This window comes from Sorangium sp. So ce295, from assembly GCF_051527405.1.
GTDB lineage: Bacteria > Myxococcota_A > Polyangia > Polyangiales > Polyangiaceae > Sorangium > Sorangium cellulosum_B.
In genome coordinates this window covers 11,043,038-11,064,700 of sequence record NZ_CP150324.1, presented here as the reverse complement: position 1 = coordinate 11,064,700, position 21,663 = coordinate 11,043,038, and the positions used below count along the sequence as shown (strand labels likewise).

General features: G+C 67.9%; 21 protein-coding genes and 5 pseudogenes. 11 read left to right on the top strand and 15 right to left on the bottom strand.

The features are described from left to right. Positions 1-137: 137 nt before the first annotated feature. Both WMF11_RS42030 and WMF11_RS42025 read right to left on the bottom strand, forming a co-directional pair. The gene (locus WMF11_RS42030; protein ID WP_437974771.1) at positions 138-449 is read right to left on the bottom strand and encodes a type II toxin-antitoxin system RelE/ParE family toxin; all 312 of its coding nucleotides are present in this window, start codon (positions 447-449) and stop codon (positions 138-140) included. Further along, positions 427-678: an addiction module protein gene (locus WMF11_RS42025; protein ID WP_437974770.1), complete on the bottom strand. Its 252-nt coding sequence runs from the start codon at positions 676-678 to the stop codon at positions 427-429. The genes WMF11_RS42030 and WMF11_RS42025 overlap by 23 nt, the downstream gene beginning before the upstream one ends. Positions 679-786: 108 nt before the next feature. Here WMF11_RS42025 and WMF11_RS42020 point away from each other — a divergent pair. After that, positions 787-1,097, top strand: a pseudogene (locus WMF11_RS42020) (hypothetical protein); the annotation flags it as partial. 31 nt (positions 1,098-1,128) lie between these two features. Here the strand turns inward: WMF11_RS42020 and WMF11_RS42015 are convergent. Next, positions 1,129-2,067: pseudogene (locus WMF11_RS42015) on the bottom strand (TauD/TfdA dioxygenase family protein). A 372-nt stretch (positions 2,068-2,439) separates the two neighbouring features. On the opposite strand from WMF11_RS42015, the gene WMF11_RS42010 reads away from it, so the two are divergent. Genes WMF11_RS42010 through WMF11_RS42000 form a run of 3 tightly spaced genes read left to right on the top strand, consistent with a single transcriptional unit; the run spans position 2,440 to position 6,399 of the window. Then, the gene (locus WMF11_RS42010) at positions 2,440-3,120 is read left to right on the top strand and encodes a DUF6968 family protein (protein WP_437974769.1); all 681 of its coding nucleotides are present in this window, start codon (positions 2,440-2,442) and stop codon (positions 3,118-3,120) included. A 15-nt stretch (positions 3,121-3,135) separates the two neighbouring features. Beyond that, positions 3,136-4,806 carry a hypothetical protein gene (locus tag WMF11_RS42005; RefSeq protein ID WP_437974768.1) on the top strand — a complete coding sequence of 557 codons (1,671 nt, stop codon included), beginning with the start codon at positions 3,136-3,138 and terminating at the stop codon, positions 4,804-4,806. A gap of 45 nt (positions 4,807-4,851) precedes the next feature. Beyond that, positions 4,852-6,399 (top strand): hypothetical protein, encoded by a 1,548-nt coding sequence (locus tag WMF11_RS42000; RefSeq protein ID WP_437974767.1) that lies wholly within the window; start codon positions 4,852-4,854, stop codon positions 6,397-6,399. Between the two features lie 129 nt (positions 6,400-6,528). Here WMF11_RS42000 and WMF11_RS41995 read toward each other — a convergent pair whose 3' ends face one another. The 5 genes and pseudogenes from WMF11_RS41995 to WMF11_RS41975 form a co-directional block, all read right to left on the bottom strand. After that, the gene (locus WMF11_RS41995) at positions 6,529-6,813 is read right to left on the bottom strand and encodes an FmdE family protein (RefSeq protein ID WP_437974766.1); all 285 of its coding nucleotides are present in this window, start codon (positions 6,811-6,813) and stop codon (positions 6,529-6,531) included. 663 nt (positions 6,814-7,476) lie between these two features. Continuing rightward, positions 7,477-8,403 (bottom strand): phosphorylase family protein, encoded by a 927-nt coding sequence (locus WMF11_RS41990; protein WP_437974765.1) that lies wholly within the window; start codon positions 8,401-8,403, stop codon positions 7,477-7,479. A gap of 196 nt (positions 8,404-8,599) precedes the next feature. After that, positions 8,600-9,939, bottom strand: a pseudogene (locus WMF11_RS41985) (IS3 family transposase); the annotation flags it as partial. 143 nt (positions 9,940-10,082) lie between these two features. Continuing rightward, positions 10,083-12,182, bottom strand: a complete 2,100-nt coding sequence (locus tag WMF11_RS41980; protein WP_437974764.1) for a glycosyltransferase — start codon at positions 12,180-12,182, stop codon at positions 10,083-10,085. Positions 12,183-12,497: 315 nt separating this feature from the next. Further along, a pseudogene (locus tag WMF11_RS41975) lies at positions 12,498-12,728 on the bottom strand (transposase domain-containing protein); the annotation flags it as partial. 169 nt (positions 12,729-12,897) lie between these two features. Between WMF11_RS41975 and WMF11_RS41970 the strand changes: the two are divergent. Beyond that, positions 12,898-13,137, top strand: a pseudogene (locus tag WMF11_RS41970) (DUF6444 domain-containing protein); the annotation flags it as partial. 186 nt (positions 13,138-13,323) lie between these two features. On the opposite strand, the gene WMF11_RS41965 reads toward WMF11_RS41970, so the two are convergent. From WMF11_RS41965 to WMF11_RS41955, 3 genes are all read right to left on the bottom strand, one after another. Continuing rightward, positions 13,324-13,641, bottom strand: a complete 318-nt coding sequence (locus WMF11_RS41965; RefSeq protein WP_437974763.1) for a hypothetical protein — start codon at positions 13,639-13,641, stop codon at positions 13,324-13,326. A gap of 332 nt (positions 13,642-13,973) precedes the next feature. Then, positions 13,974-15,098: a phosphorylase family protein gene (locus tag WMF11_RS41960; protein ID WP_437974762.1), complete on the bottom strand. Its 1,125-nt coding sequence runs from the start codon at positions 15,096-15,098 to the stop codon at positions 13,974-13,976. A gap of 507 nt (positions 15,099-15,605) precedes the next feature. Beyond that, a complete protein-coding gene (locus WMF11_RS41955; protein ID WP_437974761.1) occupies positions 15,606-15,884 on the bottom strand; it encodes a helix-turn-helix domain-containing protein in 279 nt (92 codons plus the stop codon). 161 nt (positions 15,885-16,045) lie between these two features. Here WMF11_RS41955 and WMF11_RS41950 point away from each other — a divergent pair, with 161 nt between their 5' ends. Together WMF11_RS41950 and WMF11_RS41945 are read left to right on the top strand one after the other, a co-directional pair. Beyond that, on the top strand, positions 16,046-16,699 hold the full coding sequence (locus WMF11_RS41950; RefSeq protein WP_437974760.1) for a sigma-70 family RNA polymerase sigma factor: 654 nt from the start codon (positions 16,046-16,048) through the stop codon (positions 16,697-16,699). 5 nt (positions 16,700-16,704) lie between these two features. Continuing rightward, a complete protein-coding gene (locus WMF11_RS41945; protein WP_437979387.1) occupies positions 16,705-17,331 on the top strand; it encodes a JAB domain-containing protein in 627 nt (208 codons plus the stop codon). A 308-nt stretch (positions 17,332-17,639) separates the two neighbouring features. Here WMF11_RS41945 and WMF11_RS41940 read toward each other — a convergent pair whose 3' ends face one another. Both WMF11_RS41940 and WMF11_RS41935 read right to left on the bottom strand, forming a co-directional pair. Further along, positions 17,640-17,945, bottom strand: a complete 306-nt coding sequence (locus WMF11_RS41940) for a type II toxin-antitoxin system VapC family toxin (RefSeq protein WP_437974759.1) — start codon at positions 17,943-17,945, stop codon at positions 17,640-17,642. Positions 17,946-17,969: 24 nt separating this feature from the next. Beyond that, complete coding sequence (locus WMF11_RS41935) at positions 17,970-18,095, bottom strand: hypothetical protein (protein ID WP_437974758.1); 126 nt, start codon at positions 18,093-18,095, stop codon at positions 17,970-17,972. Between the two features lie 44 nt (positions 18,096-18,139). On the opposite strand from WMF11_RS41935, the gene WMF11_RS41930 reads away from it, so the two are divergent. From WMF11_RS41930 to WMF11_RS41915, 4 genes are all read left to right on the top strand, one after another. After that, on the top strand, positions 18,140-18,409 hold the full coding sequence (locus WMF11_RS41930; protein ID WP_437974757.1) for a hypothetical protein: 270 nt from the start codon (positions 18,140-18,142) through the stop codon (positions 18,407-18,409). Between the two features lie 173 nt (positions 18,410-18,582). After that, a complete protein-coding gene (locus WMF11_RS41925; protein WP_437613523.1) occupies positions 18,583-18,807 on the top strand; it encodes an addiction module protein in 225 nt (74 codons plus the stop codon). Positions 18,808-19,087: 280 nt separating this feature from the next. Beyond that, positions 19,088-19,279 (top strand): hypothetical protein, encoded by a 192-nt coding sequence (locus WMF11_RS41920; RefSeq protein WP_061613758.1) that lies wholly within the window; start codon positions 19,088-19,090, stop codon positions 19,277-19,279. Further along, complete coding sequence (locus WMF11_RS41915; RefSeq protein WP_437974756.1) at positions 19,254-19,664, top strand: hypothetical protein; 411 nt, start codon at positions 19,254-19,256, stop codon at positions 19,662-19,664. The genes WMF11_RS41920 and WMF11_RS41915 overlap by 26 nt, the downstream gene beginning before the upstream one ends. 118 nt (positions 19,665-19,782) lie before the next feature. Here WMF11_RS41915 and WMF11_RS41910 read toward each other — a convergent pair whose 3' ends face one another. Both WMF11_RS41910 and WMF11_RS41905 read right to left on the bottom strand, forming a co-directional pair. Next, positions 19,783-20,487: an NADPH-dependent F420 reductase gene (locus tag WMF11_RS41910; protein WP_437974755.1), complete on the bottom strand. Its 705-nt coding sequence runs from the start codon at positions 20,485-20,487 to the stop codon at positions 19,783-19,785. Between the two features lie 313 nt (positions 20,488-20,800). Further along, a complete protein-coding gene (locus tag WMF11_RS41905; RefSeq protein ID WP_437979386.1) occupies positions 20,801-21,607 on the bottom strand; it encodes an SDR family oxidoreductase in 807 nt (268 codons plus the stop codon). Positions 21,608-21,663 lie beyond the last annotated feature (56 nt).

Sequence of the window (21,663 nt, the reverse complement as noted above, 5' to 3'; positions counted from 1 at the left end):
CTGAGGACGGTGTCGCGGTGGAGACGCTCCGGATTCCTGAATAGCTGGATGGGAGCTCGCCCGCGCCCGCACAGCGCTTTGACAATCACCCGCAGCGCAAAGCGGCGTCGGGTGCATTGTCGTATTGGGCGGGCCATTCACAAGGCACGAGTGAGCCAGTACAGCGGACGTCGCTTTGCATGCGCGATGGCGAGCACGAGCGTGTGCTCGGGGCGCATCTCAAACGCAATGACGTACGGAAAACGGTCGACGATCGCTCTGCGGATGCTCCGTGGTGCAGGAGAAGTCCCTGGCCAGATCTGAAAAGATGTCGGGGCCTCTCCAATCTTATCGAGCATCGACGAGACCTCGGCGATGAACTCGTCGCCCAGCCCGGGGCGCCTCTCGTCGTACCAGATGGCCGCCGCACGAAGCTCAGCGCGCGCTTCAGGATGAAGCTCGACCCGCACGCCGGTCCTCGAGCTCCTTCAGGATCTCCGCCCGCGCCGTGCCCCAGTCGACCGTCTGGACCTTACCCTCCGCGACCTCGCGCGCCCGGCGCGTCAGCTCACCCGCCCACGCTGCTGCGACCTCCTCGACGTCGGGCTCCTCAAGGCTGGAGAGCACTTCTTCTGCCAGCCGGGCCCGCTCGTGGCGGGGCAACAGCAGCACCTGCGCGAGAAGTTCCTCGGTGGACATAGGGAAATTGTAGCACGGCTCGGGTCCGCGACGCAGGGCGATGCCGCCTTCAGCTCGATGGCCCGCCGCGCCCGCGCCAGGCTGGTCTGCTCGCGGGCCAGAACAGGCATCAGGGAGGCTGGCTGGGAAGCGGACTGGGCCGGCGGCGGCGGCTGGGGCACGCTGGGCCAGGGCGGCGGCGGAGGCGGCCGCAGGCGCGGGCTCGGCGTGTGCGGCGCGGCGTCCAAGGCGGGCGCCGGGGGGGGCTCGGGCGGGCCGGCGACTGCGGTGACCGAGGCGGCAAGGGGGGCGAGAACGGCTACCCGAGCATCGGCATCGTCGCGCTGCACGCCAGAGTGACCGTGCGGGACAGCGAGATCGAGACGCTCGACGCCGGCCAGGGCGGCGACGGCGGCGAGCCCCAGCGAGGCGGACGGGGCGCCGGCGTGGAGACGGCGTGGGGGCGCGGCGTCAGCCGAGCACGCCGAACAGCTCGCCTTCGAGCGGACGCGAGCGGAACCCGTCGGGCCCCTGGGGCAGCTCGCCTGCGACGGTGATGCGGCGAACGACGCGCGGCAGGTCGAAGTGGGCGTAGTCGATGGGGCCGGCGTGGGCGGTGGCCTGGTTGTCCCATACGGCGATCGCGTTGGGCGTCCAGCGGAAGCGCACCGCGTACTCGGGCCGCGTCACCTCGTCGGCGAGCAGTTCGAGCAGCGCCTGGCTCTCACGCTCTCGCAGGCCCACGATGTGGCTCGTCGTCCCCGGGTTGACGAACAGCGATTTGCGGCCGGTCCGCGGGTGCACGCGCACGAGCGGGTGAAGCGCGGCGAACGGGCCTGCCGCCCTGCGGCCCGGCCTGGGCTCTTCGCTATCGTAGCTGCTCGTGCGGTGGACGGCCTGGAGCCCGTCGACGAGCGCCTTGATCGTGGGCGACAGGCCGTCGTAGGCGCACTCGAGGTTGCTCTAGAGCGTGTCGCCGCCGTACGGCGGGATCTCCACGCCGCGCAGGATGGAGTACCTGTTCGGGTTGGCGACGAAGGTGATGTCGATGTGCCAGCCCTTGTAGTCGCGCGGCGGCTTGGCGGTGGGGATGGAGAGGTCCGACCGGTGGTTCTCCTTGTACTCGGCGGCCTTTCGTTCCCAGATCTCCGGGTGCTCAGGGAGCCCCAGCGCGATCGGGTGGGCCGGCGTCAGCGGGCCGAAGGTGAGCAGCTGTTCGTTGGAGATGTCCTGCTCGCGGAAGAAGATCACCTTCCACTGGAGCAGGGTTTGCTCGATTGCCTGCACGGTGGCAGGGGCCAGCGGCTTGCGCAGGTCGACGCCGTGGATCTCCGCCCCGATCACGGGCGTCAACGGTCGTACATCGAGCCGCAGTGGGTGGGTCTGTTGTTCGGCAATGAGGGCGGACATGGCACTCTTCTCGCAGTCTTGAACGAGCCTGGACGCCAGCTCGCGGCTCGCCCTGAGCATGCGCCGTTCCAGTCGGGTGACTCGAGAAATTCTTGAAGGGCCGCACAGCTCGGAGCATGGCCCCACCACGCCGTGGCGCCGCGGTCGCGCGGTCTGTCGCGGCGAGTGCGCGTGGAGCAAGGGGTTGCTCGCGGCGATGCATGGCGAGGTGGCGGACGTGTCATGTGCGGCCGCGCCTGTTTCGCAGGCAGCAGGATTGCGGGTGCAGTGTTGCGCACGAAGCAGTCCCCGGAGGGAGCGACCCGGGGGGAGCGGCCCAGGTTGGGGACCCAGGGTGATCACCCTGCGGGAAGGGGCCGCAAGGTGCGTCCTATGCAGGACGACACCCCGCTCGAACCCATTGCAGAACGCCGCCTCTCGGTCGTAGGCGAGCCCGGCCGGATGGTGACCGTGACCATCGGCAAGCCGGTGCAGAAGGCGTCCGGTGACTGGGCCTGTCCGGTAGAGATTCAGGGAATTCCAGATCCCGTCCGAGACTCGGCCTACGGCTCTCGAGCGTCGGCGGCAAGGGCGGTGACCGATTGCCCGGCGGCGCGGAGGACGGGTGCGACGGCGAGCCGACGCCTTTCGCCGATAGCCTCGCCGATGCTCCGGCCCCTCATTCCGAGGGGCGCTGGCCCCGACAAGGAGGCGTATTTTTACCGTGACAAAGGCGTCCCCGCGCTGACACGCGAGGAGATCCACGCGCTCCGCGGCAAGATCGAGCTCCTGCGCGCCACGCAATCGCGCTGGCAAGCCCTCCGAATCCAAGGACAGACAAACGCCTTGCGGCGTCGGACTGTTTTTTCTCATCTGAAGCGACGATTTGTGGCGATTTCTACCCCGTTGACCCTGTGCGGCTCGCGGACGTACGGTCCGTGCATGCGTGTCGTTGAGCCATCGCTGCACGGCTGCCTGACGCTCGGCGGGACCACACCGGCCGCCGAGGGCCTCCGCGCCGTTCCGGCGGCGGTTCGCGAGCAAGCAGCGCTGCTCCGTCAGGACGCGCGGTGAGGCGGAGGGGAGCTCATGCGTCGTCCGGTCGATGATCGATGCCGCGGGGTTGCTCGTGCCATCTCGCTCCTCGCGATGGCCTCGACGGGCGCTGCCGGTATCTCCGGGTGCTCCTACGACCACGACTGCGCGAGGACGTTCACGTGCGAGCCGCTCCCCGGCGAGTTGCCGCCGCAGCTCCCGGCGTCGCCGTGCGACGGCGATCCTGCGAAGAGCCTGGCGAAGGACGGGTGCGGGGTGTTCGTCAGCGCGTCGTCAGGCGACGACGGGAACCCTGGCACGAAGGGCGCGCCGGTGAAGACCTTGCAACACGCCGTCGGGCTCGCCGCGCACGGACGAGGCGACGGCAAGCCGCCGACCCGGCGCGTGTACGCGTGCGGCGGGTCGTTCGAGGAGGAAATCACGCTGCCTTCGGGGATCGACCTCTGGGGCGGCCGCCGCTGTGAGGGCGGCGACTGGTCGTACGCGTGGTCGTTCGGCGGGCCGGACGAGCCCACCGTCATCGCGCCGCCCGAGGGGATCCCGCTGCGGATCCTCGAGGGGCAGGACCTGCGGGCCATCCCCGGGGACGACGCGACCTCCATGATCATCGGCGTGCGCGCCGTGGCGGCGGACGCCTCGGCGCCGGATGGCAAGTCGTCGATCGCGATGATCCTGAGCCCGGGGGCCCGGGCGATCGTGCGGGACGGCAAGATCGTCGCGGGCAACGGCAAGGACGGGGAGCCGGGCGAGGACGCGTCCAGCGAGCGGGCGTGGGACGGGGAGCCGGGGAACCACGGCGCGCACGCCTGCACGGCGGACGTCGCGACGGGCGCCCTTCCGGTTGTGACCGTGTGCGACGATGGAACCGAGTCCATCGGAGGCTACGGGGGCGACGGCGGGCTCGACGCGGGGGGCGACGGGGAGCCGGGACAGCCGGAGCCGGCGGTGAATCCGGGGGGCAAGGGCCTCGCGGGGACCGGCGCGCGCAGCAGCGTGTGCACACCGGGGAACGACGGCGCCGAAGGCGCCGATGGCGGGCGCGCTGCCGGCGCTGTGGGCGCGGGCTACCTCTCGGAATCGTATGGCTGGGTCGGCATCCGGGGCGAGGACGGCAAGAGGGGCGGCGTCGGCCAAGGAGGGGGAGGCGGCGGCGGCGGCAAAGGGCGAGACGGCACGATCGCGTGTCGCGCGGGCGGACCGCAGGGCGGCGCTGCCGGCGGCTCGGGCGGGAGCGGCGGTTGCGGTGGCCGGGGCGGCATGGGGGGCGGCTACGGCGGCTCGAGCATCGGTATCGTCGCGTTGCAGGGGAGCGCGATCACGCTCAAGGCGACCGAGATCATCACGGGCAACGGGGGGCAAGGCGGCGCCGGCGGAAGGGGTCAACCGGGCGGCGGCGGTTGGGGTGGCGGCTCAGGCGGGACTCACACGGAAACGGAAATGTTGCCCGCGTGCCGCGGCGGGCGGGGAGGCAATGGCGGCCGCGGAGGGGACGCCGGCGGCGGAATCGGGGGCTCTTCCTATGGTGTCGCGTTCGTTGGTGCCTTCTTGAGCATCGATCCGGGCGTGAGCGTCCGCGCCGGACAGCGGGCCCAGGGCGGGCCAGCAGGCAATGCGGCGCCTGACGACGACCGGGGCCGTGGCCAGAGCGGCGACATCATGGCCTACCGGCCGTTCGATGCGCCCGATCCAGGGCCTCCCCAGTGACCGTGGTGGCGCGCGACGTGCGGCGCCGAGAGCCGAGAGAGGACCATGAAGACCACCCGAGCGACCTGTCCGCTTCTCGCACTGCTGTTCGTCGTGGCCGGTTGCGGCACCGCATCGACCGCGAGCGACGCTGGCGGAGCACCGTGCGACGGCTCCGCGGCGTGTCACGACGAGGCGCCGCCGGAGTCCGTCTGTCTCGAGCGCCTCGCCGCCGATGAGCTGGTGGACGGTTGCGGCGTGTTCGTGACCAACGAATTCGGAGGCGGTGACGACGCGAACCCCGGCACGACGAAAGACAAGCCGGTGCGCACGCTCCAGCGCGCTGTCGAGCTCGCGCGCACCGGGCGCGGGCGCGTGTTCGTCTGTGCCGACGGGTTTCATGGTCCGCTGGTGCTGCCTTCCGGGGTCGATCTCCTCGGAGGGTTTCATTGCTTCCAGTGGCACCGTCAGACAGGGAGCAGGTCCCAGCTTTATGTCACCGACAAGCCGGTCTTTCCGCTGACCGTCGTGCCGGCGACCGCCGAGGACACGGGCGCCGCGGACGGGGTATCGAGAATCGTCGACATGATCATGAGTTCATTTGGCCCGATCACGATGCTCGTCCAGTCGAACACCGAGGTCGAGATCCTCCGAGGCGGGTTTTACCCCGCGTATGGGTGGGGGGGCCATGATGGCGAGGACTTGCCCGAGCCGAGCCGTGCACCCGACGGCGCCCATGGGATGTACGGTGGCGACGCGTGCTCGGCGGAGACCGTGGCCGGCGGGGCTGCCGTGGTGAACCCGTGCGAGGGCGGGCTCCCGAGCGTCGGCGGCAAGGGCGGTGACGGATTGCCCGGCGGGGCGGAGGACGGGCGCGACGGCGAGCCGACCCCGACGCCGAACCCCAACAACTACGGACGGCGAGGGCTCGGGGACGTGGCCGACGTGAACTGCACGGACGGCGACTACGGGATCCACGGCGCGCGCGGCACGGTCGGCGCGCCCGGCCAGGGCATCGGGCGCATCAGCGAGGCCGGCTGGGAAGCGGACTGGGCCGGCGACGGCGGCTGGGGCACGCCGGGCCAGGGCGGCGGCGGCGGAGGCGGCCGCAGGGGCGGGCTCGGCGTGTGCGGCGCGGCGTCCAAGGGGGGCGCCGGAGGAGGCTCGGGCGGGGCCGGCGGCTGCGGCGGACGAGGCGGCAAGGGGGGCGAGAACGGCGACCCGAGCATCGGCATCGTCGCGCTGCACGCCAAGGTGACCGTGCGCGACAGCGAGATCGAGACGTCCGACGGCGGCCAGGGCGGCGACGGCGGCGAGCCCCAGCAAAGCGGCCGAGGCGGCCGGGGCGCACCGGGCGGCGTGCTGGAGGACCGCTCGGCCTATTCCTGCAACGGGGGTCCCGGGGGCGACGGCGGCGAGGGCGGCTACGGCGGCCCGGGGCGCGGCGGCGACGCGATCGGCATCGCGTACCTCGACGAGGACCGGGTCACGGTGGAAGGCGTCACCTTCACGCTGGGGCTGCCGGGCAAGGGCGGCATCAGCTGGGACGACCAGGGCGAGATGATCTCGGGCGAGGACGGCGTCGCTGTGGAGATGCTCCGGTTTCCTGAATAGCTGGATTGGAGCTCGGCAAGCGAACCGCGTCCGTGGAAGCCGGCGCGTCCACAGGCCCGGGTGCAGTGGCGGCCATGGGGGTGATCGGTCGAGCACCCCAGGCTCCTCCCACCACGCGGGGCCGCCCCGTCAGCGGGGCGCGCCGGCGGGAGGCGCCGGCACCTCCTCGAACACCACGGCGTCAGGCAAGGAGAGGACCTCTTGGCCGGCGGCCGCGAACTGCGCTCTCGGCACGTCGCGGAAGCGCGCGCGGAAGGCGGCCGATGGGCGGAGGATCATGGCCTGTCCGGTCGACCTGCGCCGGTAGGTTGTCTCGACGCCGGCCTCGCTCGCCTCGACGAGGTTAAGGTTGAGCTTCCCGAGGCTCGCGCCCGTGGGAGCGGCGGTGCCGTCCGCGATGCAGGAGAACTGCACGCTACGCGGGCGGTGGTGGACGACGACCGACCGTGCCCCCGCAATGGACCGAAGAAACGGCGACGGGGAGCAACAACGCAGCGCAGAACACCGTCTTCCGCATGCTCGATCCCTGTGCGGCAGGCGAAGTGTCTCCAATCCTTGGCGGCATCAAGGGAGTCGCCTCCCAGCGTCCCGCGCCGCTCCGCGCGCAACGGCTCGGGCCTCAGTGTTACCGAGCCAGCTCATTGATGGCCATGAAGTCCGTCTGGATGGTGGCCATCATCGCGCAGCAGCACGCCCACCACGGACGCGATGGTGCGGGCGTAATCGGGCGCGTCAAGGGTGCGCTCCCTGCCGGTCGCCGCTGCGCGCCCTTGACCCGCCCTGCGTGCGCCCGCTGGCTGGCGCCCGGGTGATGGGCATACGGATGCCGCCGGCGGGGGTTCCAGGCTCCGGATGGCCATCAAGGAGTCGGCTCATAAAGTGCCCCAAAAGGCGCATCTACCGGGCGCGATAACACCTCAGCCGCGGCGCGAAGCGCCGTCGGCTGCAGACCCTTGTTCGTCCGTCCAACAACGAATGCAAGCTTGCACGTGGGATGCTCCCCATACCTAGACTGTGCCGTACTGACGCGATTAGCGCCTCGACGCGATTGACAGGCGATCTTCGGAAGGTGGTCGATCAGGCGCCCTCTGACTCGAATTTGCGAGACAGAGCCAGCGCGACGCGCACGGCGCTGTGTGCCGCTGTGTCGCGCAATTGAGCAGCTTCGGCGGCATCGTGTTTGCGGCCGTCCATAAGATCGGAGATGCCGCGCACAATGACGAGTGGCGGGTCGGGTCTCGACATTGATACCGCGGTTGCCACGCCAGCGCCCTCCATTTCCACGGCGAGCACCCGTCCCCAGCTACCAAGCAGGCTGTCGAGCTGGCGCTCGCTCTGCAGCACCTTCTCCCCCGAGGCGACCGCGCCGACGTGGACGTTTGGCGCCCCGGCCAGAGCGTTTGAATCAGAGCCGGGCGGATGCTCCATCAGATCACGGCCAACGTCGCGCGCCATCTGGCGGAGCCAGGCCGGTGTCAGTCCCACAACTCGAAAGCGAGGATCGACGCCAGCCTCAGTCAGTTTCGCGGGTTCGTAGTGAATGATCTCGGACGAGACGACGACATCGCCAAGATCGACCCCGGACGACGAAACGCCGCCCGCTAAGCCGACGAGGATCAAGCCGTGCACGCGATGTTCCCGAAGCAGATTCGTCGTCGCAACCGCCGCCGAGAGGTTGCCCATCGACTCCAAGCCGTGGACGACAACGATGGGCCCTTCCTGCCCAAGCCGTCCTGTGAAATAGACAGTACCGCCCCGCTGCTCGCGGGTCACACCTTCCAAAGACCGCAGGACGATTTCCAACGTCCGCTTATTGTCGGCAAGGATGCCCACATTAGGCTTCGCGTTGACCGACGCCGTGGGAACTACGCCGGCCTCCGACATCTGTCCCTTCAGAGGTTCACGAGTTAACTCGAGAGCGACCGGTCGCACCCCCATCATTTCGAATGCTGGAACAATTGATTTCGCAAAGACAATTCGAATCGTCGCTGCGGAGAATGCCAACGGGTTTGAGACAGTCCGGACGAGAATCCTATGAGGGGATCGCGCTGAGGGGCGCGTTCCGGCTCTGGGCCCCAACCGGTCGAGATCGGGGCGGCCGCGGCACGGCGGTGGGTGCAGCGACGGGCTCGGACGCCGCGCTGGTCGTGCCCGTGTGCGGCGGCGCCGCGTCCTCGCATGCGGCGGCGTCGACGGACAGCGGATTGATGGCTACCGAAGCGGGCGGCCTGCGTACGACGGGCGGACCGTTCGGGAAGCGTTCGGGATGCGCGGCGTAGGCCGTGTCGAGGGCGACCTGGCGCCGAGCCGCGATATCTTCGACGCGGCCATAGAATACATCAGCAGGTGTGAAGAGCGCAAGGCCAGAATGCTGATGAATGTCGTTATACCAGCTGAAGAACTCCTGGCACCACGCTCGTGCATGAGCCAACGAGGCAAAGCGTTCCGGATAGTCGGGCTGGTATTTGAGCGTCTTGAACTGCGACTCGGAGAAGGCGTTGTCATCGCTGACGTGAGGCCGGCTGAAGCTACGAACAACGCCGAGCGAGCCGAGGAGCTGAGCAAGCCCCTCCGACCTCATCGCGGAGCCGCGGTCGGCGTGCACCGTGAGCGAGCCGGGCTCGACGCCGTGGCGGGTGACGGTCTCTGCGAACAGGTGCTCGGCGAGCTCTGCGCTCTCCCGCTCGGCGAGCAGCCAGCCGACGGTCATGCGACTGAACAGGTCGAGGACGACGTACAGGCAGTAGAAGACCCCGGGCAGCGGCCCGCGCAGCTTCGTTATATCCCACGTCCAGATCTGGTTGGGGGCCGTGGCGGTGAGCGTCGGCTTGGCATGCTTCATCGGCCCACGCTGCGCGCGGCGCTCGCCGCTCTCGCCGGACGCCGCGAGCAGGCGGTACATCGTGCGGATGGAGGCGAGGTAGACGCCGCGCGACAGCAGCGTCGCGTAGACCTCCGGTGGTGGCTGGTCGACGAACTCGTCGCTGTGCAGCACGTCGAGCACGGCTTGCCGCTCGGTGTCGCTGAGCCCGCGTGGGCTCGGAGCGGGCCTGGTCAGCGCGGGCGGCTTCGCGGGCAGGGTCTGCCGGTAGAGCGTGGCGCGGCTGACGCCGAGTGCCGCACACGCCTGGGCGATGGGGACGTGCGGGTCATCGAGCTCCTCGATGACGTCCATCAGCGCTCTTCGTCGTTCGTGAGGTTGATGCCCAGAATGGCAGAAACTTTTTTTTGGAGATCAATGAGCTTCTCAGCGAGTGCGAGCTTCTCCTCGAGGCGCGCTGAGCGCTTCTCGAGCTCGGCGATGCGCCGATCCTTCGCGTCCTGCTTCGGCTTGCGGCCGGGCTTTCGCCCCGCGAGAGCCTCGCTGCCATGGAGTGCGAGCTGCTTGCGCCACGCCGTCAGGAGGGAGCTGTAGATGCCCTCGCGACGCAACAGTGCCTCGATGTCCCCGCGCTGGGTGCACGCGGCTGCCTCGCGAACGATGCGCAGCTTCTCCGCCGCCGAGAACTTCCGCCTCTTGCCCGGCTTCGGCATGGCCTCGACGGCGACGCCACTCGGGCGGGGAGCAGCGCCCTGCGCCGCTGGGGCGGGGGTAGGATCGACGGATCGGAGATGGGAAGGCTTCGGCACGGGTCAGGTCCATTCTCCGCCCTCTCACCACAGATTTCCAGGGGCAGCCTGTCTCACCCGACGTTGGCACAGAGGGCTGCTTCGAACTCGTGCGCCATTGCGACGAGGAATCCAACCGGCCGCCCGTCGCTGTCGACAATGATGCATCCGGAGTCCCCCGTCTCCAATGCACCCTCGACGACCCGCACTTCGAACAAGTCGGTCATCGACTGTACGCCATCCACTCCCGAAAAGTGGAGCGTGGCGGCGACGCCGGAAATGACTCCAGCGACAGTACGCCCTGGCAGCACGAAGCGCACCTGGAGTTCGAGCGTGGGTTCGGCCAGCGCAATCGCTGACCGGGTGACACTTGCCGACGGCACCGCCAAGAGGGCGACGTCCGCTGCGCGGTCCCAGCGCGCCACCGATGCCGGAAGGAGTTCTCCCGTTGCTTCAGAGCGAACCTCGACACGGGCGTCGGCTGGTGAGGAGTCTACCGCGTGTGCGACGGTCGTGAGCAGGAGGTTGTCCTGCTCATCAGTGACCCACATCCCAACACGGGCTAACCCCTGCCCTCCGCGATAAATCACTAGATCTCCGCTACGTGGGATCCGAAGGGAAGAAAACCTTAGCTTATCGATCTTGCGAACGACGACGTCAATGTCGTCAAGCTTGTCGGGAATGGTCACCGGTGTGCCGTCCTCCACGAAAACGACGAGGGCATGACGAACGACAAATGTTACGATGCCAGGCGACCTGAGTAGCGCATCGTGGCGCTTGAGGGTTTCCGTGACGTCATAGGCACGGCTGCCCGCTGCGGCCCCACTCGGCGCAGGGGCGGCCGCCGCTGCGGGTATCGGTGCGACGGCGTCACCGGCATTGCTGCCGGCGAGCGGCAACGCCGATGAAGGCACGGATACGAAGGCTGAACTTGCTGCGGGGGCGCGGACTACAAGCGAATCCCGCAGCGTCTTGGCCGCCTCCTCCCACGAATTGGTCGTCAGCAAGTGTTCGAACATCTGATGCGCACGCTGCCCGGCAGTCCGTTCATCGACGAGAGTCTTGAGTAATTCTTGGGCATACGCCTTGGCAACCATCTCGTCGCCGCTCGCATGGTGCACAATAGTTCCCGATACATCCTGACCGGTACGCTCGGACATCTCACGAATGGTCTCCGCCAACCCGCTCTCGGACGTGATGACGACTGGTACGCGCCGCGACAGGGCCTCGCATGCCACGAGTCCGAAACCTTCCTCGCGCGACGGCATGACGAAAACGCTTGCCGCGCGCAGGTCCTGGTTGAGTTCCTCGGCGCGGGTAGTGTACGGCCGCACGTGAATCTTGGCAGCGATATCACCCACGCGTGCCGATAATTCCACGAGTCGCGACTGAAGATGTTCGGGCTCCTCTTTCGCGCCACGTACGATAAACTCGGGAGTCGGCCGCTTATTAGTAGCGGGGTGTTCCAGCCACTTCTTGGTCAGTTCGCCAGCGGCGATCGCAAAGATATCAAGCCCTTTTACGATCATGCTGTCGGCGCGTCCCATGCATAAGACCGTGGGCTGTTCAGGAACAGAGCGCTCGGTCTCCACGCGCTCGAACCCGCAGTTTACGCGCACGACGCGAGGCTTCGCCTTGGCCGCAACGAGTTGCTGGTTCATGTAGCGGTAAAGGCGTGGTCCGACGCAGGCCACGATGTCGGCGCGCCCGGCGAGCGAAAGCTCCAATGCGAGTCGCCGTTCTCGCTCGACGACGTACCGGTCTCGACGGTACTCTTTGAGGGCCTCCGTGTGCATGGGGCTCATGTGAACAAATTGGACAGCCGTGGCGTTCGGGAACAGGTTGTCCCTGAGGTGTAATGCCTGCGGTCCAGAAAAATGGCTATGCCCAACTACGGCCGTCACCGTTGATGGGTCCAGTCCCCTGACCTCCTTCAGCAGCAGTACAGATGTCCAGTCCTCACCGGACTTTCCCCTGATGAGCGTTACGCCGTTTCGCGCGGCCTCCTCGACCTCATCGTCCGATGCGGACATGATGACCGCGACGCATTCAATCGCACCGTCCAGCGCAGCCAGCGCGCAGGCCAATTTCCTGTTGACGGTCTGAATTCCACCGGCGGAACTTAGCCATCGATCCATGAGAAAGAGGACCCGCCGTCTGTCTGTGGATGCCATTGTGTTCTCAGCTTACTATAAAATGGGTGTACGAGGCAAGACCGCCAGATCTGCGGGCAGCGCCCGCCAGCAAACTTGCCGCAGGGAGTAACCCGGCTGAGCCGGCTGCGGGCCTGCCGCTACCGGGACGTGGTTTCGGTCGGCCGTAACCACCCGGCGATCGCCATGGGCACGGCCCCTTTGCGGCTCTCGCCGGGGTCGACGATGCTGGGCGCGGGGCGGCGTCAGCCCACGACTCGGCGCAGGCGCGGGTGGTCTGCAAGGGGGCCCGGCGAGGCGGCCTCCGCCTGCGTCGCCGACCGACGCTCGCGTTGTTCAGCTCGCGTCGGTGTCGCCGCTGCTCGGAGCGGCGCGCGACGAGTGCGCGCAGACGTCGGGCAACAGCTCGTCAAGCAGTCCGCGCGGCCAGTCCGCCTGCAGCTTGCCGACGACGTCTGTCGCCCAGGTAAGCGGATTGACTCCGTGCATCCGACACGAGCCGAAGATCGTGTAGCCGATGGCCAGACGCTGAGCACCCTTATCGGAGCCCGCGAATAGGTAGTTTTTGTTTGTGCGCCAGGAAAACCCTGGTTGAGCAGGAAATCATGTGGTAATCGTTCACCGCTCGGATCTGCGATGGATGCCGTCCTACAGGCCCGCACGTTGGCCTGTTTGCATCGAGGTGCGGCGCGGGTAGCGTTCGCTGATCGTGGCGCGTGACTGGCGGGACGATCGCATTGAGGAGTGGGAGGCGATCGTGCGCGCCCAGCAGGCTACGATCGCCGCCCTCGAGCGAAGGATTCAAGAGCTCGAAGCTCAGCTTGCCCGATACTCGGGCAACTCGTCGCGCCCACCGTCGTCCGATCCGCCGGGCGCGCCGCCCCCGGCTCCGCTGAAGCGGAGGGGGCGCAAGCGTGGTGGCCAGCCTGGTCACGCGAAGTTCAGGCGCGCGCTGGTTCCGGCCGAGCGTGTGACACGGACGGCGGCCCGAGTCCGCCAGCACGGCGACGAAGGGCCGTCCTTACCGCGACCGCCGGAATAGCGGCTCGGTAATCCGCGGGGCGAAGCGCCACCGGGTTCAGCGCTGAGTTGAGCGGCGTGAGATATGGGGGCGAGGATCTGAGCATATTCACGCGAGCATTGTTGCATACTATGACAAGATTCACTGGAGCAGGTCTACGAGCGAGTCGTGCTCATTCAATAGTTTCTGCTCGAACTCTGACTCGAGCAAAACGGTAAGGTCGATCGTGACTCCGATTTTATCGCCAAGTGTCCTGAAGATCACGGCGAGACTCGCATAGCGTGCCCCTGGGTCAGCGACCTGGTTATCGAGCACCAGCAACAGATCGACATCCTCGCTACGGTCAGCTCGAAAGAACGAGCCAAAACCGAAAACATTTACCACGTCAATGTTTTTCAGTTCCGATCTGATAGATTGGATTTCCTTTTTGATCGAGTTGGTGGTAATTCCAGTAATCATCCTTCCACAGCGCCCCATTGATCTCTGTCGAATTGTAGAGCCCAATCTGGGCTTGGAGACAGTACCGTTTGGCCTCAGTTGTGTACTTGTTCCACGTGCCTCCCACAGATATGATGTTTACGCCTGGAAACTCTCGGAGTGCTCGCTGAGCAGCGGCGAGACCAAGAACATATTCATCTAGGCACAGAACGGACACGGCTCGTCCGGCGCGTCTCAGAAGATCGAATACGATGTCGTCGTGTCGGTGAAAACTCGCAGTGTTCTTATGAGAGGCAAGAACTCCTTCGAGCCAGCTGATGCGACTGTACTTCACGTTCCACGAGTTTGATCCATTAGTCACGACACTTAAGCTCCTCCGCAAACTCCGTCGGGAAGCGCGGGTACTGATCGAGCGGACTATTGACGTGGCGTTCGTATGCCTCTGCGTGCAGCTTAAACTTGTGGAATGCGGATAGCGCCCGTTGCGGTACAAGGCTGATGTTTTTCGCTACCATGTCGACAATTTTTCGGTTATTTGGCACGATTCTGTCCAATCGACGAAGCTCCCAGAGTTGGTGGAGATTGGACGATGGGTCGGCCGTGGCCGCATCGCTGTTGGGACCCAGCGCATCGAACAGCAACCGATTCTCCATGAGAAGCGTACAAACCGCGCCGGAAAGATCGTCGAAGGTCTCGAACACGGCGGATGAGCCGGTCCCGCGCACTCGTGTCTTGTGCGAGGCCCAGTCTACCTTCACGAACTGAAGGACGTGGAGCACAAATTCGGCTGCATTTTTCGCCGCAAGAGCTTGGCGCGTTGCCTTGTCCTTGGCCTTCTGGCCATCAGCAAAGTCGCAGATCGCCTTGACCAGAATCCAGTCAACCTTTTCGGCATGGCACGCCACGTAAAGTCCAGCCCCCTCCATCTCGCCACCAATGGCCTCCAGTTCGAAGCCCCGGAGTTGCTCTCGGAAATCCAAGCTGTCTACAAGTTTGCTGCCAGTCAGGACTGTGCCAAATCGCAGTGCCGCGCCGTCCCAGGTAACCTCCGAACTCTTGAGGAGATTGAGCAGCCATGGAGACGCGTGCGGCTTGTCATCGCGCAGGATGAACTTTACGCTCCCGTCAGCTTCGGTGCCGACTCGCTGAAGCTCGTACGGGCGCAACTGTTCCGTTACCAAGATGTCGCCGATGCTCTGCTTCTCTTCATTCACGCCGAACGCGATGCCCACCATAATGACGGCTGCAGGCGAGAGCGCTGCGATCCCTTTAGCAACCGCTTGCTGTGAGGCTCCAAGACCACCGGCACCCATCTCGCACCGCGTCAGTTTTAAGCGTGCACCATTGATTGGGCCGAGGTCGAAGTACACGCGGCCGTCAATGCTCAAGGGATTGGCCGGCACTGCATCGCCGAACGCCTCCAAGATAGCCTTCGTCTCGACCGATGTAACTGCCACGAGGAGAACGTCGGTGCTCACGTCGCTAACCATCTTCCATTCCTATCACAGATGGATTGTTCATGTTCTCGTCCGACGCACGCTCGAAATCGGCCGAACAGGCGGTCGGGCACCCACATCATCGACCGCGGCCCTCTCGGCATCACCAGCCCCATCGACCTCTGAACGCCGCCTCCGCGTGGCGCGCCTTGAACTCCGGCCCCACCCCCACCTGTCGTCCCCACCCATCGTGGAAAGGTAGCGTACCCCACCGCTACCCCGCCTTGTCAAGGCGACCAAGGCAGGAGCGTGCGGGCTCACACCGGACAACGGCGCGAACGTGCTTTCGAAGCCTACCCCTCCCAGCCGATGAAATCACCCTTCAACGGCCCGGCGGAGCATCGGCCGGGCCGTTCAATCTGCCGCGGCCTGTCGAGTCCGCGATTGCGCGGTGCAGCGTCTACCGCAAAGCACGCGCCAGCTCTGCGTCACATCAAGGAGCGTTGGAGGGCCGCGGGCAGTCGAGCTGCGGGGAGCGAGGGATCGCCGTCAAGCACCGGCGGGACGCTTGCGGGGCCTCCCCCGTGTCGTCTCGGGCATTTCGGCCGGCCGAAATAATGCTGCTGGTGTCACACCGAGGGCGTTGGCGATCGCTACAAGAGCCGCGACGCTGACGTTGGTCTTGGCGCGTTCGAGGCGATGGAGCAGGCCAGGGCTCACGTCCGCCGCTGCCGCCAGCTCGTCTTGGGTGAGCCCTTGCCTGACCCGAAGCCGCTGCACGTTCGCCGCGATGTACCGAAAAATCGTGTCAGTCTCGATGGGTTCCATCGCCACGGGCTGAACCTGGGCAGACCAAAAGTAGTCGTAGATGGCGACTTTCCTTGACCCGGAACGCGCCTCGCACGTACCCTGAACAAAACACAAAGTGCCCCCGCGACGGCTGGCACCGTCCGGAGGCGTGGCCGAACCCCGCGTTCACGAGGTCCGACATGGAAACAGTACGTCTACGCCCTGACCAGGGCCAAGAGATCGATCCGCCCTCCCGTCGCCGTCCCCGTCCCGCTGCTCTCAACCGGCTCGCCCGCCCGTCCAAACCCCTCCGTCAGCAGCCACCGCACCCCGCCGTCCACCTCGACCCCACCGCGCTCCTCGAACAGCGCCCGCTCATCCGCCGCACCCTCCGCGCCCGCGGCGTTCTCTCCGCCGATCTCGACGATCTCACCCAGGACACCCTCCTCGGCGCGTGGCGCAGCATGCGCGCCGGCCGCTTCCGCCCGTCCCCCGCTCTCCCTCCCGCCGACGCCCTCCGCCCCTGGCTCGCCGGCATTGCCTCGCGACATGCCTCGCACTACCGCGAGAAGGCCCACCGCCGCCACGAACTCCCCGCGGTCGACCCTGGCCGCCTCTCCGCCTTCGCCGCCCCCTCTCCCGAGGCCCGCCTCGTCGCCCGCGGCCTCTTCCGCGCCTTCAACCGTCTCCGCCCCGAGCTGCGCGAGATCCTCTCGCTCGCCGCCACCGGCCTTTCCTCGCTCGAGATCGCCGCCTCCCTCTCGCTCCCGCGCCCCACGGTCGCCACCCGCCTCCGCCTCGCGCGCCGCCTCTTCGCCCGCGCCCTCACCCGCTCTCGGAGGTGGCCCCGATGAGCCCGATGAGCCGCGCCCCCGTCGACGCCCCCGCCGAGACGGCGGCCGAGCTGCAGACCGCGACCGAGGCCGCCCTCCTCGAGATGGTGCTCGGCCTTCCCGGCGTCGGGCCGCGCATCCTCGGCACCGCCGCTCTCCCCTCGCTCGGTCGCCTCTCGCCCGCGGCGCTGGCCGAGCGCACCCAGATCGCCCTCTTCGACGCGACCCGGCTCGCCGCCGCCTTCGAGCTCGGCCGCCGCTACCACGCCGCCCGCGCGCGCCGGGGCGCGCTCCTCACCGACGCCGCCCGCGTGGCGCGGTACTTCGGCCCCCGCCTCGCTCCCCTCGTCCACGAGGAGCTCTGGATCGCAGCGCTCGACACCCACGGCCGCGTCCGCGAGACGCGCCTGCTCGCCCGCGGTTCCGACGACGCACTCCACGTCGGCCGCTCCACCGTCCTGCGCACGGCGCTGGACATGGCCGCTCACAGCTTCGTCCTGGCCCATAACCACCCCAGCGGCGACCCGACGCCGACCCGCGAGGACGAAGCGATGACCCTGGAGCTGCGCCACCTCTCCGCGGAGCTGCTCGTCCCGCTCACGGCCCACGTCGTCGTCACCCCCAGCGGCCGCTACGCCGCGGTTCACGAGTAGCCCTCGCGGCGCGCAACGTCCCTGCGCCCCTGCGGCTGCGCGCTGCGCCCCTGCGCATCCAGCCGCCGGCGCACCGCCCCGGCCGGCAGCTCCGCAGGCCTCCGGCAGCCGCACAACGAGCTGGAGCACGCAGAGTCAAAGGCGGTGGCTTGGTTCCCTCAACCTCGGTCGGGTCACTCGCCTCGTTCCCGGGGACCCGTCGCCTCTCACCACGAGCGGCGCGTCCACGGGCGGGTCGAGCGCATTGTCCGGCAAGAAAGGCGTGGTCGCGCGGACAGAGCTCACGCCGGACGAAGCGCTGTCAGGGGTCAAAGAGTGACCTCGGGTGGATCTGGAGGGATCACGATGCGCGGCGAGCTCGGAGCGGTAAGCCGGAGGAAGTCCGAGCCGTTGAACGTCACGAGCGCATCCGCGCCGGCATGCTCGGCAGCCACGAGGTGCAGGGCATCGAAGAGGACGCCGGAAGAGAGCAGGCGATCGGTGCACCGCTGCATCGCCTCGTCGTACACGGCCGGATCCACAGGGCGGACGTCGTACACACTCCGGACCCGACGGACGACTTGCAACGCCTGCTCCGGGCTCGCTCGCGCCGGCTTCGGCAGGCGGGTGAGCACGGACCAGAGCTCCCCGAGGGCGTGTCAGGTGGCCAGGCCGCTCACCCGTCCCTCGGCCACCGCGTCGATCCAGACGACGGCGCGATCGTGGTGCGGATGCGTTCGGTGCAGTCCGGCGACGAGCACGCTCGTATCGAAGGCGAGCTTCACGAGTCTCCCTGGATCCGGTTCGCTCGTGCATCGCGATCGGGGCGATGGTCGAACACTTCCGCCGGCATGGTGGCGTGAGCGTCGACGAGCAGCAGGCCGTGCCGCTCGGTCAAGGTGACGCCCTCACGTCGAGCTGGATGGTCTGCAGCAGGGACGTCGCCGGCGGCCTCGTGCGCGACCAGCTCGATCACGCGAAGCCGATCGGTGACAGGGAGGGCGCGGATGGCGGCGACGATCTGCTCGACGGTCATGCCCAGCAGGATGCCATCCCCGCAGCTAGGAAAAAAGTCGAGGATCGGTTGCAGATGCATTGAACAGGCGGAACGAGCGCGGCCGCGTCCTCGGCGAGCAACGCCGCCACGTCGTCCAGGAGTTCCGCAACCACGGGCTACGTCCGCCGCGAGGCGCATGTGAAACGCTCCGGCATCCAGCCGCCGATGGGGAAGCGCGCCTGCGCAGCCGCCGAGCCGCGCGGTACAATCCCCCCGTGAACCTGCCCGAGCTCGAAGCCGAAGCCCTGAAGCTGCCCGTCGCGGAGCGCGCACGTCTCGCAGAGACGCTTCTGGAAAGCCTGGATGAGCTCTCCGAGGAGGAGCACAGGCGCCTCTGGACCGAGGAAGCGACGCGCCGGGACGCAGAGCTCGACGCGGATCCGTCTCGGGGGCGACCGGCCGAGGACGTCTTTCGTGACGCCCGCGCGCGGCTCCGGTGACGCTCCCGGTCATCGTTCACGCCCGGGCGGAGGTCGAGCTGAACGAGGCCAACATCCGGCAGCGGCGGCTCAGGCTGGCGGATGGCGCCCCCGCCCCATCTGGTCCGTCCTGGTGGATGGCCATCACGGAAGTCTCTGGCCACGACACCGGGCAGGATCCGCGCAATGACGGCCGGCGAGACGCCTGGCGCCGTATGCCTGGATGGCGTGGAGTGCGGCACAGCCCGCCGCGATGCGAAGGCTCGTCCGTCGCATCCGTGCGTGATACGCTCCGCCCAAGATGGTCGATCCTGAAGCGGCACCTCCGGTCTACAATGAGGACGGCGTCGACCTCACGCTCATCCGCTGGATGCTGAGCCTCACGCCAGCAGATCGGGTCGCCACCCTCCAGGCCCACATCGACTTCGTCACGCTCGCCCGCGAGAGCAGGCGCGCGCGAGAGCCGCATGCCCGCTCCGACGAAGATCGCTGAACTCCTCGGGGTGCTCGCCCGGCATCGAGTCGACTTCATCGTCGTCGGTGGCGTCGCCGCCGTGATCCAGGGAGCCCCCGTCAACACGTTCGATCTGGACGTCGTACACGCTCGCACGCCGGACAATATCGAACGGCTGCTCGGCGCGCTGCGTGAGCTCGATGCCGTCTACCGGATAGATCTCCAGAGGAGGCTTTCACCAACCGCCTCTCATCTGGCCTCCACTGGGCACCAGCTGCTGGCGACCAACATGGGAACGCTGGACCTGCTGGGCACAATGGCATCTGCCGCCCTGCCGGCGCCGCGTGACGTCATGAGCAGCTCGACGGATGTCGTCTCCGCGTTGCGCGTGGCCGCCGCGCTCGAGAGCCTCGGCTGCGAGTAGCTCATCGGTGGCAGCCTCGGCTCGGGAAGCTTCGCTGCATCAGCGACGCTTGGATCAATCTGAGGAACCTGTGTCCTTGAGGCAGCCGCTGCGACCGACGATTCCGCTTGCGCTCGGATCAGCTCGGGCTCTGTGACGCGATGAGCGATCGCAGCCAGTCGTCCGAGGCCTTGCGGTACTCGGGGATGCGGCTTCGCTCGGCCGCGGCGAGCGCCTCCTTCAGCCGAGGCGCGTCGAGGTCGTGGATGTAGCCGGGGGTACCCGGCTGCTGGCGCCACGAGTCCTCGAGGCCGCCTGCGTCGACCGCATCGAAGCCGAGCTCGTCGACGAGGCGCATGACCTTCGCCCGCGCTTCCGGTGGATCCCCCGCGATCGGGAGCGCGACGCGCCCCGGCGTACCCTTCGGCTTGCCCTTCGCGAGCAGGCTCTCGAAGTAGATGTTGTTGAACGCCTTGACCACCGGCCGCCCGATCTGCTCGGCGACCCACGCGCTCTCGACCTGCCCCGCCTCGATGGCCGGGATGCTGCCGTCGCGGACCGGGTAGTAGTTGTTGGTGTCGATCACGACCACGTCGGCGGGCACGCCGGCGAAGAGATCCTTCGGCAGGTCCACGACCGCGCGCTGGGGGATCGTGACGACCACGATCTCGCCGCCGCGAGCGGCCTCCGCGGCCGTGACGGGGGTGGCCCCGCTCTCGGCGGCAAGCTCGCGCAGCGTGTCCGGCCCGCGCGAGTTCGCGATCACGACCTGGTGACCGAGCTTCCCCAACAGCTTCGCCAGCGACCCACCGATCGAGCCGGCGCCGATGATTCCGATCTGCATTCGTCACTCCTTCGAGCCGAGCCGCCCGCGATCGAGCGCGGACGCCGGCGGTCCAGGTGCATCGTCTGACGCAGACGGGCGATCGCTCGCGCCGTTCACGTCGGGGATGGGCTCTACCACGACCAGCCACCCTCGGCCCGCGCACGAGAAGCACACTGCGCCCCGCCGGCGCTGCGCCCCTGCGCATCCAGCCGCCAGCCCCAGCGCATCGCGCCGGCCGGCTGCTCCGCAAGCCTCCGGCAGCGGCGGCTCAGGCTGGCGGATGGCGCCCCCGCCTCATCTCGGTTGTGCCGAGTGGGTCCGGTGTTTGCCGTCAAACGGTGGGCACAGTGCCCCCGTCGATCAGGTACTCGCTCCCGTGGATGGACGCAGCCCTGTCGGAGGCAAGGAATGCGACGAGCTCGGCGACCTCTTCGGGCCATGCGGGACGCCCGATGGGGATACCACCGAGCGCGTTCATGATGCCCTGCCGGGCCGTGTCCTCATCCGTACCGGCGTCGTCGGCAAGGCGCTTCACCAGGGCCTCGGCTGCCGTCGTGCGGATCCATCCCGGGGCGATTGTGTTCACGCGGACGCCCTTCGGTCCCAGCTCCTTGGAGAGCGCCTTGCTGTACGTGGACAGCGCGGCTTTCGCCGACGCGTACGCGATCGTCGCGTCGTGGAGAGGGAGCCGGCGCTGGATGGACGAAACGTGGAGGACGACCCCCGCGCCTCGCGCGATCATGTGCGGGAGGAGCGCGCGATCGAGACGCACGGCGGCCATGAGGTTGAGCGACAGCTCGTCGTGCCAGATGTCCTCGGTGAGCGACGCGAAGCCGCCGCCCGGCGCAGAGGAGCCGCCGACGGTGTGGACCAGGATGTCGATCCCGCCAAGCTCGCCCAGCACCGCGCGGACGACGGCGTCCACCCCTGCTGCCGTGGCGAGGTCGGCCTGTACGAAGACGTTCGGCGACTGGCCTTCTGGGAGCGCAGAGCGCGCCGTGGTCGCCGTCACGGCGCCCGCCGCGCCGAGGCGGCGGACGATGGCCTCGCCCGCCCCCTTGGTGCCGCCTGTGACGAGCACGCGCTTGCCGGCGAACTCCGCGGGATCGATCGAGAATCTTCGGGAGTAGGCGTGCATGGCATCGACGCTCCGCGCGTTCTGCGCGGCGACGTCCCCTGCGAGCGGTTCAGGTA